We start from the raw sequence: 19065 nt of genomic DNA on the forward strand, positions 1-19065 counted from the left end.
CGCGCCGCACAATAAAAATGGAAAAACGATGGGGAGGGATGGCGGTGCCGCTTTTGGATATCCGTGGGATGCAGAAGGTCTATAACGCCGGGGAAAATGAGGTGCGTGCGCTGCGCGGGATCACGCTGTGCATCGAGCCGGGGGAATTTGTTGCGATCGTGGGACAGTCGGGCTCCGGGAAATCGACCCTGATGAACATGCTGGGCTGTCTCGATCTGCCGGACGCGGGGGAATATTACCTCGATGGGGAAAATGTCGCGCAGATCCCGGAGGAAACGCTTGCGCAGATCCGTAACCGGCGGATCGGGTTTATCTTCCAGGGGTTTAACCTGATCCCAAGCCTGAGCGCACTTGAAAATGTTGAACTGCCGCTTATCTACCGGGGGATCCCGCGCCGTGAACGCGGGACGCTCGCGGCCGCGGCGCTCGAACGGGTGGGCGTGGGCAACCGGATGTATCACCGGCCGGCGCAGCTCTCGGGAGGCCAGCAGCAGCGGGTTGCCATTGCGCGTGCGATCGCCGCCCGCCCGCCGATCATTCTGGCGGACGAGCCGACCGGGAACCTCGACCGTGCGTCGGGCGAGGAGGTCATGAAGATCCTGCACGAACTGCACGCGGAAGGCCGGACGGTGATTCTGATCACCCACGACAACGAGATCGCGCGCAGTGCGCAGCGGCTGGTGCGGATCATAGATGGGGACGTGGTGGAGGACCGGCGGCTGTGCTGAACTAAAAATCAGAAAGAAAACGGGCCGTGCCCCTGCGAAGAGCAGGGCACGGCCCGTTTTTGGCGGCTCAGTAGAGCGCGCGTACCGAAGCGCGCTCCACAATGGAGGGCCGCAGATTAATGGCGGCGTTTTCCACACGTTTTCCGCTGATCTTGTCCATGAGGATTTTTGCGGTCAGCCGTCCGATTTCATAGGCGGGCTGGTTGATGGTGGTGAGCGGCGGATAGAAAAAGGAGCTCTGCTCGAGGTTATCAAAGCCGACCACAGAGATGTCCTCCGGCACCTGGAGATCCTGCCTGCGGAATTCGTCAATGAGGCCAAAGGCGGTCATATCGTTCAGGGTAAAGACCGCGGTTGGGCGTTTTTCGAGCTGCAGAATCCGTCCGGCAAAATATTTGCCGTTTTCAAAGTCGTACATCCCGTCGTCCCGTTCCTTTTCCGCTTCGGAGAGGATGATGTATTCCTGCCGCTGCGGCACCGAAAATTCCTCCAGCCCAAACAGATAGCCGTTGAGCGCCTCCTGGCGGACCGAGCGGTTGATCGGCGGGGAAGCGAAGGCAATCCGGCGGTGCCCCTTGAGGTAGAGGTGCTCGACCGCGAGCTTGGCAGCTTCAAAGTAATCGAACTTCACATAGCTCACATCCAGCTCGCGCAGCGATTGGTCAAACACCACAAGCGGGATATCCTGCTGCAGGAGGCTGGAGAGAAATACGTGATTCTCGTTGATGGAGGAGAGGATGATGCCTGAGACTGATTTGGAAAGGAAAAACTTGAGATTTTCAATCTCCTTTTCCGGGTCCCGGTGAGAGCTGCAGAAGAAGGGGGTGTAGCCATGCTCCTCGCAGACATTTTCCACCCCTACCAGCAGCTGGGAGTAGAAGGGGTTGGTCAGGGTGGGGATGAGCACGCCGATATCCTTTCCAACACGGCTTTTCGCGGGTTTGCGCACGGAGGGGGAAACATAGCCGAGTTCCCGCGCGCAGAGCAGGATTCTTTCACGCACATCAGCCTTCACGGGATAATTGCTTCCGCTGAGCACGCGCGATACGGTCGCCAGCGAACAGCCCGCCCGCTGCGCGACCTGTGCGATCGTTGCTTTTTGGGTCATTGAAAAACCTTCCTATCTTCTGATAAAGTACACCTTTTCGTTAGAAATAATAATATCATTTTTCTATTTAAAAAGCAATATATATTAAAAAATTAGGCCAAATAGACAATGAAAATTCCCGAAATTAATGAAAAATGCAGAAATTGTAATAGGAAAACACATTTTTATTGAAAATAGAAATAGAAAATGATATCATAAAGTTGCAGAAAAAAGAACGGAATTATAGAAAATATTTAGATATTTTTCTGAAATTCCGCCAGATCAGGAGGGTTCGTAATGAAGATGACGTTCCGCTGGTATCCGGACGCACACGCGGTGGATCTCGATTACATCCGGCAGATTCCAGGCGTGACCGGGATCGTGGGGGAACTGCCGAAGCCGGTCGGAGCGGTTTGGCCGCTCGATGAGATCCTTTCTCTCAAACGCCGGGTGGAGGAGCACGGCCTTGCGCTGGAAGTGATCGAAAGCGTGAAGGTACATGAAGATATTAAACTCGGCTTAAAAAGCCGTGACACCTATATCGCGGCTTATATCGAAACGCTTCAAAACCTCGGAAAAGCCGGAATCAAGACGGTTTGCTACGATTTTATGCCGGTGTTCGATTGGATGCGCACAGAAACCGCGCGCAGGCTGCCTGATGGTTCCACGACGCTGGCCTACGACCCGGAGACCATTTCGCGGACCGATCCCCTTCAGGCGGATTTCGCGCTTTGTGACTGGGAAGCCGTCTATTCCCACGACGAGCTCGCGCGGATGTTTACGCTCTATGAAGAGGTCGGCGAAAAGGGGCTTTGGAAAAACCTTGAATATTTTCTAAAAGCCGTCGTCCTGGAAGCTGAAAAAGCGGGCGTGCGCATGGCGATGCATCCGGATGATCCCTGTTGGCCTGTTTTCGGCCTGCCGCGGATTATCACCGGCGAAAAAAATATTGACCGTCTGCTGGCGATTGTTGACAGCCCCTTCAACGCGCTCACCCTCTGTTCCGGATCACTTGGCTGCTCGGCTGAAAACGACCTGCCGCGGCTTGTCTACAAATACGCCTCGATGGACCGGATTGCGTTCGGGCATGTGCGCAATATCAAACGCCTGCCGGATGGTGGCTTCGAGGAATCCGCGCATTTCTCCCGCGCCGGATCGCTCGATGTGGTCGCGATTATGAAGGCCTATCACGACGCGGGCTACCAGGGTTTCCTGAGGCCAGACCATGGCCGGATGATCTGGGGCGAGCGCGGCGGCGCGGGCTATGGGCTCTATGACCGGGCGCTCGGCGCGATGTACCTGTCGGGCATTTGGGAAACGCTTGAGAAAACGCAGGGTATCCGTTAAGGGGAAATCCCTTAATCAAATAAAGAATATCAATTATGGAGGGAAAATTATGAGAAAAGCAATCTCGATCCTGTCGGCTTTGGCAATGGTAGCTACACTTGCCGCATGTGGCGGAAACTCCGCTCCTTCATCTTCGGCGCCAGCGCCGTCTGCGGCTCCCGCCGCGTCGTCCGAGCCCGCTGCTTCCGAAGCGGCTCCAGCTGAGGCGATCACTCTTAAATTCGTTGAACAGATGCCCGAGGGGCACATCATGACTGACACCCTTTTCCATTTTGCGGATAAGGTGGAGGAACTCTCAAATGGCTCGATCAAGGTGGAACGTTACGCGGGCGGCCAGCTTGGCGACGACACCGCCATGCAGGAAGGCGTCCAGATGGGTACGATCGACGTCATCCGCGCGGAATTCACGACACTGGTCAACTTTGGCGCGAAGAAAGCGGCGGTCACCACGCTGCCATACGTCATCCGGGACCGCGACCACTTCTGGAAGATGGTCAATTCTGACGTTGGCGAAGAGCTGCTCGCCAGCATTCAGGAGGACGGGACCCAGATGGTGGCCCTTTGCATGATCGAGGAAGGCTCGCGCCATTTCTTCACCAAGGACCCCGTGAATTCGCTGGCCGACCTCAAGGGCATGAAACTGCGCGTCCAGAACACCGAGATGTGGCTTGAGATTGTCAAGGCTCTGGGCGCCTCTCCGACACCGATGAGCTTCAGTGAGCTTTACACCGCGCTGCAGTCGGGCGTTGTGGACGGCGCGGAGCAGCCGCTTTCCGGATTTGTATCCCAAAAATTCTATGAAGTTTGCCCGAACATGATCCTGGACGGCCATGTTTATCCGGTTCAGGCATATGTCATCTCTGAACTGACTTGGAATAAGCTCACCGATGAACAGAAAGAAATCATCCAGCAGGCCGCGAAGGAAACCCAGGCCTACAACCGCGAGACAATCCAGGCCGCAGAGGACGAGATCATGAAGAATTTTGCGGATCTCGGCGTTACCGTGGTGGATGTCCCTGACAAAACCGAGTGGATCAATGCGGTACAGCCGGTTTATGAAAAGTTCGGCACGCCGGAAGTGCTCGAGCTGCTTAAACGGATCCAGGACATCAAGTAATAACGCCCTGAAGGCTTGAATTACAGGGGAAATCAGGATTGGCATTGCGTTGCAAGGTTAGGAATGATTTCCCCTTTTCAAAGGGAACGGGAGGAACGATGGCAGAAAAAATTTTCGATTTTATATTTGAAGTGGTAAAAAGTGTTTGCAAAGTGATGCTCTGCATTCAGGTCGTATCGGTTACGATCGTTTTTATCGGCCGGTATTTTTTCAATATCACACCGCCTTGGGGAGAAGAGCTCACCCTTTTCTGCCTGGTGTGGCTGAGCCTGCTCGGCGCGTCCCTGCCGATGCGTACGGGAGGGCATCTGCGCATGACGCTGCTGGATTATCTGGTGAAGCCCAAGACGCTCGCCAGGATCGACGTTTTTGGGGATGTGCTGATTGTCGCGTTTGCGGTTGTGATGTTTTTCGCGGGGATGGCAATGACACAGCAGGTTTCCAATACGATTCTGCATGGAATCCGGATCAGCAAGGGATTCCTTTACGCGGCTGTGCCGACGTCAATGATTTTCTTCCTGCTCGCGCAAACGGATAAATACTACAGGATTTTCAAAAAAATGGCGAAAAAGGAGGGGGATGCGCAATGACTCCGGAAACCATAGGCGCATGGCTGCTGATTGGCAGTTTCCTGGTTTTGATTGTTCTGCGCGTACCGATTGCCTTTGCGGTTGGCGTTTCCACTGTCGCAACCTTCCTCTATCTTGACATTCCAATGATGATGGTGGTCACCAACATTGTCAAAGGGCTCAATTCCTTCTCGCTGATGGCGATCCCGTTTTTCATTCTCGCTGGTGAGGTCATGAGCGCGGGGAGCATTTCCGAACGGCTGTTCCAGCTGGCAAAATCGCTGGTGGGGCAGTTTAGAGGGGGACTCGCGCACGTCAATGTGCTGGGAAGCATGTTTTTCGGCGGGATTTCCGGCTCCCCGGTGGCCGATGTGTCGTCATTGGGCGTCATTGAAATCCCGATCATGGTCAAGGATGGGTATGATCTCGATTTTTCGGCTGGTGTCACGATGGCCAGCTCGATTGAAGGGCTTCTCATTCCGCCAAGCCACAATATGATCATTTTTTCGATGGCGGCCGGCTCGGTCTCCATTGCGAAGCTGTTTTTGGCGGGGATGATCCCAGGCGTCCTGCTGGGGCTGTGCCTGATGGTCTTTTGCTATGCGATGTCGGTGAAACGCAACTATCCCAAGGGGGATAAGTTCAGCTTCAAGGTGATGACCAAGGCGTTTGTCGATTCCATCTTCGGAATGTTTACGGTCATCATTATTATGGTGGGTGTGCTTACCGGGCTTTTCACTGCGACTGAATCGGCGGCAATCGCGGTGGTGTGGGCGGTGCTGGTCACCTTTCTGTTCTACCGGGAGCTGCCGTTCAAGGAGCTGTGGAAGATCCTGGACCGGGCTCTGGGAACCCTTTCGATCATCATGGTGCTCATGGGGATTTCTTCCGCGTTTGGATGGCTGCTTGCGTATCTGAAGGTGCCGGAAATGGTGATCAGCGGAATTATGGGCTTTACCAGCAACAAGGTGCTGATCCTCATTATGATCAACCTGATCCTGCTGTTCCTCGGAATGATCATGGATATGTCCTCGATCATCATTATCACGACGCCGATCCTGCTGCCAATTGCGACCAGTATTGGGATGGACCCGATCCAGTTCGGCGTCATGATGATCCTCAACCTTGGCATCGGCCTGATCACTCCGCCGGTGGGCGGCGTGCTGTTTGTCACCAGCGGAATCACGGGGCTGAAAATTGAACGGCTGACAAAATGTATGCTGCCCTTTTACGCGGTTATGGTGCTGGCGCTTTTGCTGATCACCTATATCCCGGCGATCAGCCTTGCGATTCCCAATATGATTTATCAGTAAGAGGAGTCTGCCGTTATGAATTTTATCACCGAAGATTTCCTGCTTTGCGGCGATACAGCAAAAAAGCTCTACCATGGAACCGCCGCGGGCCTTCCGATCATCGATTACCACTGCCATGTGAGCGCCTCAGACATTGCGGACGACGTGGCTTTCGGAAATCTGACCAACGTTTGGCTTGACGACGACCACTACAAATGGACGGCGATGCGCTGGAACGGCGTGCCGGAACGGTTTATCACCGGTGACGCGCCGGACTATGAAAAGTTCCTCGCCTATGCGAAAACCCTGCCGGACTGCATCGGCAATCCGCTGCATCATTGGTCGCACCTTGAGCTCAAAAAGTATTTTGGCTACGACGGCCACCTCACTGGGGAGACGGCGCCGAGGGTCTGGGAATTGGCAAACGCGAAGCTCGGCCCCGGGGGGCTTCGGGCACGGGACTTCATGCGCCAGGCGAAGGTGGAGTGCATCTGCACAACCGACGACCCGGCGGACGACCTCAAATGGCACGCGCAGCTGCGCGGCAGCGGCTTTGAGATCAAGGTGCTGCCCGCCTTCCGCCCGGACAAGGCGCTCGATATCCGAAAACCGGACTTTCCCGCGTATCTGGAGAAACTCTCCAGCGCGGCAGGCAGGCGGATCGAATGCCTTGATGATCTGCTGGACGCGCTTTCCGGGCGTCTTGACGCTTTTGGCGCGCTCGGGTGCAGGCTTTCGGACCACGGGCTGTCCCGGCTGCCCTACGCGCCATGCGGCGAAAAACGCGCGGCGGAGATCCTTGGCCGGCGGCTTGCCGGGGAGGAAACGGGCGCGCTGGAGGCCGAACAGTACGAAACTTTCCTGCTTTGCTGGCTCGCGTCGCAGTATGCCCGGCGCGGCTGGGTGATGCAGATCCATTTTGGGGTGCTGCGCGACCTGAACCCCGGCCTATATGAAACCATCGGTGTGGACGCCGGCGGCGACGCGATGGGCGACTGCCTGTGCGGGGAGAAGCTCGCGGGCATCATGAGCGATCTGGAACGGCAAAAATCCCTGCCGAAAATGATCCTCTATTCCATCAACCCGAATGACAACGCGGTGATCGATACGCTTGCCGGATGCTTTCAAAACGGAGAGGCGCGCGGGAAGATCCAGCACGGCTGCGCCTGGTGGTTCAACGATACGAAGATCGGTATGGAAGCGCACCTGCAGACGCTTGCAAGCCTGAGCGCGCTCGGCAGCTTCATCGGGATGCTCACCGATTCACGCAGCTTTCTTTCCTATACCCGGCACGATTATTTCCGGCGAATCCTTTGCAATTACCTTGGCGGGCTCGCGGACCGCGGGGAATACCCGAAAGATTACAACCTATTGGAAGCGCTTGTCCGCGGCATCTGTTACGAAAACGCCAAAGCATACTTTGCGTTCTGATCGATTTTTTAGGAGGAAGACAATATGGGGAAATACACAAAGGAGTTCCTGGACCGCCTGCAAAAGGAACTCAATACGGCGGTGCTCTGCGATATTCTGGATGAATTGGGCTACCGCAACCAGGCGATGAACGGCCGGATCAAGCCGCTCGATGACGGTTATAAGCTCGTAGGAGTCGCAAAGACGATCCTGAGCTACGACGTTTATGAAATGCCGGAGGAACCCTACAAAACCGAAATCGACGCGGTCGATTCGGTGCAGGAAGGGGATCTCGTGGTTTGCAGCACCAACAATTCCAGCAGCAACGGATTTTGGGGCGAACTGATGGCGACTGCCGCGATTGCGCGCGGCGCGCGCGGCGTGGTGGTGGATGGGGCGGTGCGCGATATCCGGCAGCTCAAGGCGCTGGGGGACACCTTCAAGGTATTCGCGGCGGGCCGCAACCCGCTGGATTCCAAGGGCCGCTGCCTGGTGGCGGATTATGACTGTCCGATCCTCTGCGATGGCATCCTCGTTCATAGCGGGGATCTCATCTTTGCCGATGTGGACGGGATCGTCGTGGTACCGGCCGGCTGCGCACAGGAAGTGTTTGAGCGTGCGCTCGAGAAGGTGCGCGGGGAAAACCGCGTGCGCGAAGAGCTGCGCGCGGGGGCTTATCTGAAAGACGTATTCGCAAAGTACCATATCCTTTGACCAGGGAGGGATTTTGATGGAATTGCAACTGTTTGACGCAGGCGTTATGCTGGGCCGGTCGAAAATGGACAAAGGCGGCAGCTTCGACAATTTGAAAGACCTGCGTGCGGTCATGGAGCGCCTGCAGATCGGCAGGGCGCTGGTGTACGGCGCGCTCGCTAAGGATAGCTGCCCGCGGGAGGGCAACCTGCTCCTCTCGGAGATGATCGCGGACGAACCGTGCCTTTTCCCGGCGTGGGTGGGGCTGCCGGGGCATACGGGTGAATTTCCGGACGCCGGGACGCTCAAAAAACAGGCCGCGGAAAATCGTGTCTGCGCGCTGCGCCTGTTCCCGCGCCAGCACAACTACCCGACCTCAGACTGGTGCTGCGGAGAGCTGTTCGGCGCGATGAATGAGATGCACATGCCGGTCTTTCTCGACTATGGCGTGGAACACTGGAGCGAGCCGATGCCTTGGGACGAAATTTACCGGCTTTGCAAAACCTACCCGGATATCCCGTTCGTGCTCGTGCGGGTCGGCTGCGGCTCGAACCGGCCACTCTTCCCGCTGCTCGAAAAATGCCCGAACCTGCACTTTGAAATCAGCTACTTTGACGCGAATCGCGGTCTGGAAGCAGTGGCGCAGCGGTTTGGCGCATGCCGGATGCTGTTTGCCACCGGCATGCCGACCTACAATCCCGCCTGCCCGATCGCGATGCTCCACTTCGCGGACCTTTCCGACGCTGACAAACAGAAGATTGCGGGCGAAAACCTGAAAATGCTGATAGGAGGGATCCGCTATGCGCTTTAAACCGCTTTCCGAACAGCTCGACACCAGCGGATACCGGATTGTCGATTCCCATGCGCATCTGGGACTTTACCACAAGTTTGACATCCAGGGCGGCTTCGAGGACGACCTGGTCGCGCAGATGGATCGGGTCGGCGTGCAGGCGCTGGCCATCTCCCCGATGGTGGGGCTTGGGCTTGACAGCCGCCGCGCCAATGATATGACCGCCGCGGTGCTAAAAAAATACCCCGATCGCTTTTATGGGATGGCGCTCGCGAGCGGCAACCGCCCGGAGGAGATCCTGCCGGAACTGACGCGGTGCTTCGACACACTCGGCATGACCATGATCAAGCTCCACCCGGACGAGGCGAACTGCCCGATGGAGCGCAAATGCTACGACCTCATCTACGGTTTTGCCGCTGAGCGCAAGCTCGCGATCATGAACCACGACTGGCAGTCCCCCGCGCGTCTGGAGGCGCTTGCGAAACGGTATCCGCAGGTGCGTTTCACCCAGGCGCATTCGGGCGGCAACTGGGACGGCCACCGGGAGGACGATTATTTCCGGCTGGCGCGCGACTATGAGAACATCTTTGTGGACATCTGCGCGAGTCCCATCTTCTACGGCGCGCTCGAAAGCCTTGTGGAGGTGGCGGGCGCGGACAACATCCTCTTTGGCAGCGACGCGCCCTTCCTGAACCTGGCGTTTGGGGTCGGCAAGGTGCTGCTGGCGGATCTCCCACATGCGGACAAACAGAAAATCTTCGCGGACAATTTTCTTGGGATTATTGCGCCGCGCGACTGATGAAAGAAGGTATTTTTCATGAATCTCCCATTCCAGATTGATCTCTCCAGGAAAACCGCCGTGGTTACCGGCGCGGGCGGGGTGCTCTGCAGCGGCTTTTCCAAAGCGCTGGCCGCCTGCGGCGCGCGGGTCGCGCTGCTCGACATCAACCAGGCCGCGGCGCAGAAATACGCGGATGAGATCACCGCGGCGGGCGGAACCGCCAAAGCATACGAATGCGACGTGCTCAACCGCGCGAGCGTCGAGGCGGCGCATGCGCAGATTGCGGCGGATTTCGGCCCCTGCGACATCCTCTTAAACGGCGCGGGCGGCAACAACCCGCGCGCGACCACCACGAACGAATATTATTTTGAAGGCGACCTCGACAAGGACATCGCCACCTTCTTCAACCTCGACCCCAAAGGGGTGGAGTTCGTCTTTAACCTCAACTTTCTGGGGACTCTTATCCCCACGCAGGTCTTCACGCAGGATATGCTCGGCCGTGAGAGTTGCTGCATCGTGAATATCTCCTCGATGAACGCCTATACGCCGCTCACCAAGATTCCGGCCTATTCCGGGGCCAAGGCTGCTATCAGCAACTTCACCCAGTGGCTTGCGGTGCACTTTTCGAAGGCGGGTATCCGCGTGAACGCGATCGCGCCCGGCTTCTTCGTCACCATCCAGAATGAAAAGCTGCTTTTCAACGATGACGGCACCCCCACTCCCCGTACAGACAAGATTCTGGCAGGCACGCCGATGGAACGCTTCGGCAAGCCCGAGGAACTGAATGGGGCGCTGCTCTACCTGATTTCGGAAGAGGCCGCATCCTTCGTCACCGGAATCGTCATTCCGGTGGACGGCGGATTTTCGGCATATTCCGGCGTGTGAGGAGGGGCCGCTATGACGGCTGCGCTTAAAATGCAGGCGGGCAACCTGCAAATTGAGATCTGCGAAACGCGTCGGGCGATGGGCGAGGCGGCCGCGCGGTGCGGTGTTGCGCGCGCCAAAGAGGTGATTGCCGAAAAGGGCGAGGCCAACATCATTTTCGCGGCGGCGCCCTCCCAGTTTGAACTGTATGAGAGTCTGCTCGCCTCGGACCTCGACTTTTCGAAAGTGAACGCCTTCCATATGGATGAATACCTGGGCCTTGCACCCGACGCGCCGCAGGGCTTCGGGAACCTGCTCAAAATCCATCTCTTTTCAAAAAAACCGTTCAAATCGGTGCATTACCTGAATGGCCAGACCAGCGACCCACAGGCTGAGTGCGAGCGCTATGCAGAGCTGCTCGCCGCGTTCCCGCCCGACGTGATCTTTCACGGGATCGGGGAGAACGGGCATCTCGCCTTCAACGACCCGCCGGTGGCGGACTTTTCCGACCCCCGTGTTGTGAAGGTGGTGGCGATGGACGAGATCTGCCGCAACCAGCAGGTGCATGACGGCTGCTTCGCGCGGCTCGATGAGGTGCCGCGAAAGGCGCTCTCGCTGACCATTCCGGCGCTGACGGACGATCGGACCTGGCTTGTGGTGACGGTGCCCGGCCCCACCAAGGTGGAGGCGGTGCGCCGCGCGGTGCGGGACGAAATCTCCACCGCCTGTCCGGCCACCATCCTGCGGCAGCATCCGCACGCGGCGCTCTTTCTCGACAGGGAGGCGGCAAAGGGAATTCTCTGACAAGGCGAACATCAAAAGCGGCGTTTCAACCGAAAGGTTGGAACGCCGCTTTGCGTTGGAACGGGTTTGCGTTTTCAGCGCGCAAGGATCACGCAGTCATAGGGGAGCAGATTTTTTCCGTTCAGCCGGCCGAACAGGGTGCGCGCATCCGCGAATTCGGGCGGGATGACCAGGTTGACCTCGTAATTGGTACGGTTGACCGCCGCGAAAAAGCTATCCCCGTTGCAGTCGCGCAGGAAGGAGACCGCTTCGGGCGTGAAGGAGACCGCCGAGAAGCTGCCGGTCGAAAGCTGGGGGTAGTCGGTGCGGATCTTCCCGAGCGTCTGGAACACCTCGAGCAGCTCGTGATCCTCCCGTCCCCAGGGATAGCAGGTTCGGTTGAAGGGGTCCTTGTAGCCGTAGAGCCCGGCTTCGTCGCCGTAATAGAGGCAGGGGATGCCGGGCAGCATATATTGGATAACCGCGGCCAGCCGGAAGAGTTTTTTGCCCAGTTCGTACCGCTGCGGGCTGAGGGTGTTGTTCTGCCCCTGCCATTCGCGCCCATTCTGTCCGGCCGGCTGTCCGGCCAGCGCGGTAATGGCGCGCTCGACATCGTGGGTCGAGAGGGAATTCATCAGCACGTCGAGCACCGGCTTCGGGTAATGCTCCAGGATGGTTTGGATGGTGCCGTAAAGACGGCTGGCGTCACCGTCCCGCACCCAGGTGAGGATCGCGTCTTTAAAGGGGTAATTCATCACGCTGTCAAGCTGGCCGCCCAAAAAATACCGGCGGCGCACGCCGTAGGCAATCTTGGTGGTTGCATCCTCCCAGACTTCCCCGATCACCGCGGCCTGCGGGTCATAACTTTTGACGCAGGCGGAAATTTTATCGAGGAATTCGTCCGGAAGTTCGTCCGCCACATCGAGCCGGTAGCCGGAAATGCCGGCACGCAGCCATTTTTTGAGCACGCCGTGCTCCCCGCAGATGAATTCGCTGTAGCCGGGATCTTTCTCATTGAGATTCGGCAGTTCCTGAAAGCCCCACCAGGACTGGTACTCAGCAGGGTAGTTGATGAACTCGTACCAGGAACGGTAGCGGCTCTGCGGGTCGTTATAGGCGCCGCCGTTTCCATAGCGGCGCTCTTTGTTGAAATAGACGCTGTCGCTGCCGGTGTGGTTAAAGACCCCGTCGAGGATGATATGCATCCCCATCTGTTTCGCCTTGTGGCACAGCGCGGAAAGATCCGCTTCGGTGCCGAGCAGCGGGTCAATCTTTTCGTAGTCGGCAGTGTTGTAACGATGGTTTGAATGCGCTTCAAAGATCGGGTTCAGATAGATGGTGGTCACGCCGAGCCCCTTGAGGTAGGGGAGCTTTTCGGCGATGCCGCGCAGGTCGCCCCCAAAGTAATCGGAATTGGTGATCTTTCCGTTCTGGTCGGGCAGGTAGTCGGGCATCTCATACCAGTTTTCATGCATCCGGCGGTCGGCGGGCACACCATATTTCTCCGCCCCGGAACAGCAGAACCGGTCGGGAAAAATCTGATACATGACGCCCTTCTTGAGGAAATCCGGCGTCTGCATATTTTTGTCGTAAACGGTCAGCTGCCACATGTCGCTCCCCTGGGCGGAGAGCTTGCCGAACCCCTCGTGATCCCGGACAATCCGGGTGCAGCCGTTGACGCCTTCAACTTCAAAAAGATAAAAGTAGAGCTGCGGGTCGGGGGAATAAAAAATGCACCGATAGGCGATATTGACCCCATCGCTTTGCTCGAACTCCATTGGGATGCGTTCCGGGGTATCCCAGCGGTCGGCCTTGAACATGAGAAGCACCGGGTTTTCGAGCTGGTAGGTGATCGGCAGGTAGACACGGAAGGTCACGACCTCATCGGTGCGAACCGCTCCGAACGGGGATTTGCAGCGGCTGTCGCGGCTGTCAAACATACTCAAAATATCAACTCCAAAGGCAAGGAGCGTTTGTCGTGACATCTGTCTTGGCAGACGCTCCGGAATGCGCCGCGGGCGGGACTGCACATCCCGCCCGCGGCTTTTGCTCCTGTTTTATCATTTGCGCAGGTTCCAGATTTCGCGGCTGTAATCGTGGATCGAACGGTCGGCGCAGAAGAAGCCGGAAGCCGCGATATTCATGAGGCTCATCCGCTGCCAGCCTATGGCGTCGCGGTAACGGCGGGAGGCCTCCTGTTGGATGTCGCTGTAGGACGCGAAGTCGGCAAGCACCATATACGGGTCGTTGTAGCGCAGGGAATTGGCGATATCCGGGAACTGCTGTCCGTCAAGGCCGGAGAGCAGCAGGTCGATCGCCCGGCGCAGCGCGGGATTGCGGTTATAGTAATCGTTCGGATTGTAGCCGGCCGTCTTTATGTGGTTCACCTCAGGCGTGGTCATGCCAAAGATGAGGATGTTCTCGTCGCCGACATGCTCTTTAATTTCAACATTCGCGCCGTCGAGCGTTCCGAGGGTGATCGCGCCGTTTAACATCAGCTTCATGTTTCCGGTGCCGGATGCCTCGGTGCCCGCCAGCGAGATCTGCTCGGAAATTTCGGAAGCCGGCATCAGGATCTCCGAGATGGTGACGCTGTAATTCTCAAGAAACACGATCCGTAGCTTTTCACGGATGACGGGGTCGGCTTCGATGAGGTCGCGCAGAGTGCAGATGAATTTGATGATCTGCTTGGCGAGGAAATACCCGGGCGCCGCTTTCGCGCCGAAAATATAGGTTTTGGGGGCAAAGTCCGCATTGGGGTTTTCCTTGAGCCAGAGGTATTCGGTGAGAATGTGCAGCGCGTTCAGATGCTGGCGCTTATATTCGTGCAGACGCTTGACCTGCACGTCAAAGATCGAATTGCAGTTGACCGCCACACCGGAGGTTTCCAGCACATATTTGGCGAGCCGTTCCTTGTTTTCAAGCTTGACGGCCGCCAGCTTTTTCAGCAGGTTTTTATCGTCTGCAAACTTGCTGAACCGGTGCAGTTCGGACATGTTTTTGAGCCATCCGTCGCCGATGGTCTCATTGAGCAGGCTGGTCAGACCCGGGTTTGACTGGTAAAGCCAGCGCCGGGAGGCGATGCCGTTGGTCACGTTCTTAAACTTATACGGCGTAAGCAGATAGAAATCGTGGAAGACGCTGTCCTTGATGATCTGGCTGTGCAGGGCGGACACGCCGTTGACACTATGGGAAGCGATGACCGCCAGGTTCGCCATGCGCACCTGGAAATCATAGATCACCCGCATGCGGTCGATATCATACTGGTCATAGTGGTATTTTTCCCGCAGGTCGTCGCAGAAACGGCGGTCGATCTCCTGTACGATCTGGTAGATGCGCGGCAAAAGGTTGCGGAAGATGTCCTCTCCCCACTTCTCGAGCGCCTCGGACATGACCGTGTGGTTGGTGTAGGCAAAGGTGCGGGTCACGATGTCCCAGGAACGGTCCCAGTCGTAGCCGCAGTCGTCGAGCAGCACCCGCATCAACTCGGGAATGGCGAGGGTCGGATGGGTGTCGTTGATCTGAACGGCGTTCTTCTCGGCAAAGTTGTCGATGGTGCCGTAGAGGGTGATGTGGCGGCGCACGATGTCCGAAATCGAGGCCGCGACGAGGAAATACTGCTGTTTTAAACGCAGCATTTTGCCCTCGGTGTGGTTGTCGTTCGGGTAGAGCACTTTGGAGATGGCCTCGGCCGCGGCCGCGCCGCCGACCGCGTTCACATAGTCGCCGCGGTTGAAGCTCTCCATATCGAAGCCCGGGCTCTGGGCCTTCCAAAGCCGCAGGACGCCCACCCCGTCGCTCTCAAAGCCGGGGACGTACATATCGTGCGGAACGGCGTAGACCGTCTGATAATCGACATGATTGACCCAGTGGTGGCCGTTTTCCCAGCCCTCCTCAATCCGGCCGCCAAAGTGAACCGGAACGGTGCGGTCGGGCTTCACCTTGAGCCAGACGCTGCCGCCGGGCAGCCAGTAATCGGGGGTTTCGGTCTGCCAGCCGTCGATGATCCGCTGCTTGAAGATACCGTATTCATAGAGGATCGAATACCCCATGGCGGGCAGCTCCAGCGTGGCCATCGCGTCGAGGTAGCAGGCCGCGAGCCGGCCGAGACCGCCGTTGCCGAGTCCCGCGTCCGGTTCGAGCGCGTACATCCGGTCAATATCGATGTCGAGTTCGTCGAGCGCCTTGGTCATGGCGTCCTGGATATCGAGGTTATAGAGGCTGTTTTTGAGCGAACGCCCCATGAGAAATTCCATGCTCATGTAATAGACTTTCTTTTCCGCGCGGGCGTTGTAATGCGCGGAGAAGATTTTGAGTTTTTCCGCGAGAATTTCGCGCACCACACGGCAGCAGGCCTCGTAATAAGCCTCGTCGGAAGCGTGCTCCGGGTCGATGAGCATATCGCTTTTGATCGTGTCGAGGATCAGGTTCTTGAGGACCTCGGTGCTGTAATGCTTATTTGTATCCATCAGACTGTCGTCTCCTAATCATACAGATTGCCGGTTTTCCGGCGTGCAGGTAAATAGAAATGTTCCATTTTATTATACCCGATCGGCTGCTTGCATGCAAGTTTTCCGGCAAATATTACCGCGGCATGACAAAGCGCCTGCTTTGGGTGGAAAATTTGGACAGGCCCCTTTCACAGGCGCGAAAAATGTATTATAATGATATCAATGTTGAAATGAATTTTTACTCATTGGAGGAGTCGATACCATGAATGCAGCAAACCGGGTCCGCGTGCTCATCAATGGGGTGCATTATACCATTGCCACAGTCGAACCGGAAGAATATGTACAGAATCTCGCGCAGGAGCTGGATGAGCAGATCAAAGCGATCCTCGAAAAGAATCCGACCATCTCATTCAACGATGTGATGGTCCTGTGCGCCATCAATTATATGGACGCCTACAAGCGCAGCGAGGAAAATGCCGACCGGATGCGCTCTCAGATCACCGAATATCTGGAAGACGCAGCAAAGGCGCGCATCGAGCTCGACGAGGTCAAGCGGGAGAACGCCCATCTGCGCCGCCAGCTTGACGGCCAGGAGCTGAAGGGCCAGATAAAGGATATGAAAGTTTGATGCCGGTGAACCAGCCTGAAATCCTGGCGCCCGCGGGCGGCCCACAGGCGCTTGCGGCGGCGGTGCTCTGCGGCGCGGATTCGGTCTATCTTGGAGCCGGCGCGTTCAACGCCCGCCGCAACGCGGAAAATTTTACAATGGAAAATCTGGCGGAAACGGTCCGTTACTGCCACATCCGGGGTGTCAGGGTTTACCTGACGCTCAATATTGTTTTACTCGAAAACGAGATCCCGCGGTTCCTCGCGGCGGCGCAGGCGGCCTGTGAGGCCGGGGTAGACGCGGTGATCGTGCAGGATTTGGGCGCGGCTAGGCTTTTGCAGAGACATTGCCCGGCGCTGCGGATGCATGCCTCCACCCAGATGGCTGTGCACAATCCCGACGGCGTCCGCATGCTCGAGGACCTTGGCTTTCGGCGTGTGGTACTTGCGCGCGAGTGTTCCAAAGACGAGATTGCCCGAATTGCCGCCGCCACGCCGCTCGAAATCGAGCTGTTTGTGCACGGCGCACTGTGCATGTGTGTGTCCGGCCAGTGCTACATGTCCTCGGTGCTCGGCCAGCGCAGCGGGAACCGCGGACTCTGTGCCCAGCCGTGCAGGCTGGCGTTTTCCTCGTCCGCGCGGGAATATGCGCTCTCTCTGAAGGACATGAGCCTCATCTCCCGCATGGACGAAGTGCGGGCGCTTGGGGTGCATTCGCTCAAGATTGAAGGCCGCATGAAGCGGCCGGAGTATGTTGCCGCGGCCGTGACCGCCTGCCGGTCGGCGCTGGCAGGGGAAGCGGTCGATCTCAATGCTTTACAAGCGGTATTTTCCAGGGGCGGATTTACGGATGGTTATTTTACCGGCAAGCGTACCATTGATATGTTCGGGGTGCGCGGCAAGGAGGACGTCACCGCCGCCGCGGGGGTCCTAAAGCAGCTCGAGAATCGCTATACCGACCCGCGCAAGCAGGTGCAGAAGGTTGGCGTGGAGTTTGCTTTTGCGATGAAACCCGGCCAGAAGGCGTTCCTGTCCGCTTACGATTGTGACGGGAACAGCGTGTGTACCGAAGGCCCGGTGCCGGAAAATGCCGTCAATAAGCCGACTGACGAGGCCCGCGTGAAAGCGAGCCTTGAAAAGACCGGAGGCACGCCCTATCATGTAGAAAATGTCCGGTGCTCCATTTCGCCGGGGCTGATGCTGCCCGCGTCAGCGCTCAACGCGATGCGCCGTGAGTCCCTTACGCAGCTTGATGAAACCCGCGGAACTTTGCGCCCGATCCCGTGGCAAGCCGCCGGGCGCGAAGCGCCCGCGCCGCGTATAAGTGCGCGGCGGCCTGCGCTGCGGGCGCGGCTTGCCGCGATGGCGCAGCTGACCCCGTCCATCCGAAAACGCGCGGCGCTCATCACTCTGCCGGCGCCGGAACTGCTCAAGCTCTGCGAAAGCGGCGCGGAGGACTGCATGGACCGTCTCTGCGCGGGCGTGCCGCGCATCCAGTTTTCCGGGCAGGAGGAGACGAAAGCGCAGCTCGCAAAACTGTGGGAATACGGCGTGCGGCATGCCGAGGTGGGGAATCTCGGCGCAATCGGGCTTGTGTCCGGTATGGGATTTGCGCTGCATGGAGAAGCTTTCCTCAACGCGGCCAATTCCGAAGCTGTGCAGGCGCTCGCTGGGATGGGGCTCCGTGACCTGACCCTTTCCTTTGAACTGAGCCTTGCGGCGGCAAAACATCTTCCGGAGGAGATCCCCTGTGGGGTTGCGGCCTATGGATTCCTGCCGCTGATGACGGTGCGCAACTGCCCGGTGCGGCTTTCCGCCGGGTGTGCCCGCTGCAAAAAGGGGGAAGCTGCGCTCACCGACCGCAAAGGCAACAAATTGCGGACAACCTGCGCCTATGGGTGCAGTGAAATTCTCAATCCGGTGCCACTTTATATGGGAGACCGGCTGGAGGAACTTTCCGGGTTCGATTTCGTCTCTTTACAGTTTACGGTCGAAAGCCCGGAAGAATGCGAACAGATTTTTCTGGACTATGAAAATGGGGGTGAACCGCGCGGAGCGTTCACCCGCGGGCTGCTCTATAAAACGATCCTGTAGGAGGGCATTATGCTGAAAATGAAACGCCTGCGTCCGTCGGCGCAGATCCCGAAGAATGCCACACCCGGAAGCGCCGGGTACGACCTCTGCGCCGATCTTGACGCGCCGGTGGAGATCCCCGCGGGCAGGACGGTCAAAATCCCGACCGGTCTTGCGATGGCGGTGGAACCTGGCTATGCGGGTTTTGTGTTTGCACGCAGCGGGCTGGGGATCAAGCATGGGATTGTGCCGGCCAACTGTGTCGGCGTGATCGACAGCGACTACCGCGGAGAGGTGATCGTGGGGCTGCACAACCAGTCACAGGAGGCCTTCACGGTGAACCCGGGAGACCGGGTCGCCCAGCTGGTGCTCCTGCCGGTTTTTACTCCCGGGATCGAGGTCTGTGAAGAATTGGACGAGACCGGCCGCGGAGCGGGCGGTTTTGGTTCGACCGGGCGATAAGCCGGGAGAAGC

General features: G+C 57.7%; 17 protein-coding genes. 14 read left to right on the forward strand and 3 right to left on the reverse strand.

All coding sequences use genetic code 11. The features are described 5' to 3' along the window. Positions 1 to 38 precede the first annotated feature (38 nt). Entirely contained in the window at positions 39 to 728 is a 690-nt protein-coding gene (locus tag BN4275_RS01100) for an ABC transporter ATP-binding protein (protein WP_187116754.1), read from the forward strand. Between the two features lie 67 nt (positions 729 to 795). Here the strand turns inward: BN4275_RS01100 and BN4275_RS01105 are convergent, their stop codons facing one another. Next, the gene (locus tag BN4275_RS01105) at positions 796 to 1836 is read right to left on the reverse strand and encodes a LacI family DNA-binding transcriptional regulator (protein ID WP_066452744.1); all 1041 of its coding nucleotides are present in this window, start codon (positions 1834 to 1836) and stop codon (positions 796 to 798) included. Positions 1837 to 2112: 276 nt separating this feature from the next. On the opposite strand from BN4275_RS01105, the gene BN4275_RS01110 reads away from it, so the two are divergent. From BN4275_RS01110 to BN4275_RS01155, 10 genes are all read left to right on the forward strand, one after another. Continuing rightward, a complete protein-coding gene (locus tag BN4275_RS01110) occupies positions 2113 to 3162 on the forward strand; it encodes a mannonate dehydratase (protein WP_066452746.1) in 1050 nt (349 codons plus the stop codon). A gap of 49 nt (positions 3163 to 3211) precedes the next feature. Continuing rightward, a complete protein-coding gene (locus tag BN4275_RS01115; RefSeq protein ID WP_066452748.1) occupies positions 3212 to 4279 on the forward strand; it encodes a TRAP transporter substrate-binding protein in 1068 nt (355 codons plus the stop codon). A 98-nt stretch (positions 4280 to 4377) separates the two neighbouring features. Continuing rightward, positions 4378 to 4869 carry a TRAP transporter small permease gene (locus BN4275_RS01120; RefSeq protein ID WP_066452750.1) on the forward strand — a complete coding sequence of 164 codons (492 nt, stop codon included), beginning with the start codon at positions 4378 to 4380 and terminating at the stop codon, positions 4867 to 4869. Continuing rightward, complete coding sequence (locus BN4275_RS01125; protein WP_066452757.1) at positions 4866 to 6161, forward strand: TRAP transporter large permease; 1296 nt, start codon at positions 4866 to 4868, stop codon at positions 6159 to 6161. The genes BN4275_RS01120 and BN4275_RS01125 overlap by 4 nt, the downstream gene beginning before the upstream one ends. A 15-nt stretch (positions 6162 to 6176) precedes the next feature. Beyond that, the gene (gene uxaC, locus BN4275_RS01130) at positions 6177 to 7571 is read left to right on the forward strand and encodes a glucuronate isomerase (RefSeq protein ID WP_066452759.1); all 1395 of its coding nucleotides are present in this window, start codon (positions 6177 to 6179) and stop codon (positions 7569 to 7571) included. Positions 7572 to 7595: 24 nt separating this feature from the next. After that, positions 7596 to 8264, forward strand: a complete 669-nt coding sequence (locus tag BN4275_RS01135) for an RraA family protein (RefSeq protein ID WP_066452761.1) — start codon at positions 7596 to 7598, stop codon at positions 8262 to 8264. Positions 8265 to 8280: 16 nt separating this feature from the next. Continuing rightward, entirely contained in the window at positions 8281 to 9054 is a 774-nt protein-coding gene (locus BN4275_RS01140; RefSeq protein ID WP_066452762.1) for an amidohydrolase family protein, read from the forward strand. Further along, complete coding sequence (locus BN4275_RS01145; RefSeq protein WP_066452764.1) at positions 9044 to 9832, forward strand: amidohydrolase family protein; 789 nt, start codon at positions 9044 to 9046, stop codon at positions 9830 to 9832. Before BN4275_RS01140 ends, BN4275_RS01145 begins: the two co-directional genes overlap by 11 nt. 18 nt (positions 9833 to 9850) lie before the next feature. Next, positions 9851 to 10699, forward strand: coding sequence for an SDR family oxidoreductase (locus BN4275_RS01150; RefSeq protein ID WP_066452765.1), 849 nt, complete (start codon positions 9851 to 9853; stop codon positions 10697 to 10699). A 12-nt stretch (positions 10700 to 10711) separates the two neighbouring features. Further along, positions 10712 to 11482 (forward strand): glucosamine-6-phosphate deaminase, encoded by a 771-nt coding sequence (locus BN4275_RS01155; RefSeq protein WP_066452768.1) that lies wholly within the window; start codon positions 10712 to 10714, stop codon positions 11480 to 11482. 74 nt (positions 11483 to 11556) lie between these two features. On the opposite strand, the gene BN4275_RS01160 is transcribed toward BN4275_RS01155, so the two are convergent. Next, on the reverse strand, positions 11557 to 13401 hold the full coding sequence (locus BN4275_RS01160) for a glycoside hydrolase family 13 protein (protein ID WP_066452770.1): 1845 nt from the start codon (positions 13399 to 13401) through the stop codon (positions 11557 to 11559). A gap of 120 nt (positions 13402 to 13521) precedes the next feature. Next, entirely contained in the window at positions 13522 to 15930 is a 2409-nt protein-coding gene (locus tag BN4275_RS01165; RefSeq protein ID WP_066452771.1) for a glycogen/starch/alpha-glucan phosphorylase, read from the reverse strand. A gap of 244 nt (positions 15931 to 16174) precedes the next feature. Between BN4275_RS01165 and BN4275_RS01175 the strand changes: the two genes are divergently transcribed. The 3 genes from BN4275_RS01175 to dut are packed head-to-tail and all read left to right on the forward strand — an operon-like array spanning position 16175 to position 19053. Further along, complete coding sequence (locus tag BN4275_RS01175) at positions 16175 to 16540, forward strand: cell division protein ZapA (RefSeq protein WP_066452774.1); 366 nt, start codon at positions 16175 to 16177, stop codon at positions 16538 to 16540. Further along, on the forward strand, positions 16540 to 18612 hold the full coding sequence (locus tag BN4275_RS01180) for a U32 family peptidase (RefSeq protein WP_066452776.1): 2073 nt from the start codon (positions 16540 to 16542) through the stop codon (positions 18610 to 18612). Before BN4275_RS01175 ends, BN4275_RS01180 begins: the two co-directional genes overlap by 1 nt. A 6-nt stretch (positions 18613 to 18618) precedes the next feature. Next, positions 18619 to 19053 (forward strand): dUTP diphosphatase, encoded by a 435-nt coding sequence (dut, locus tag BN4275_RS01185; protein ID WP_423230140.1) that lies wholly within the window; start codon positions 18619 to 18621, stop codon positions 19051 to 19053. Positions 19054 to 19065 lie beyond the last annotated feature (12 nt).

The sequence above is a fragment of the Anaerotruncus rubiinfantis genome (genome assembly GCF_900078395.1).
Lineage (GTDB): Bacteria > Bacillota > Clostridia > Oscillospirales > Ruminococcaceae > Anaerotruncus > Anaerotruncus rubiinfantis.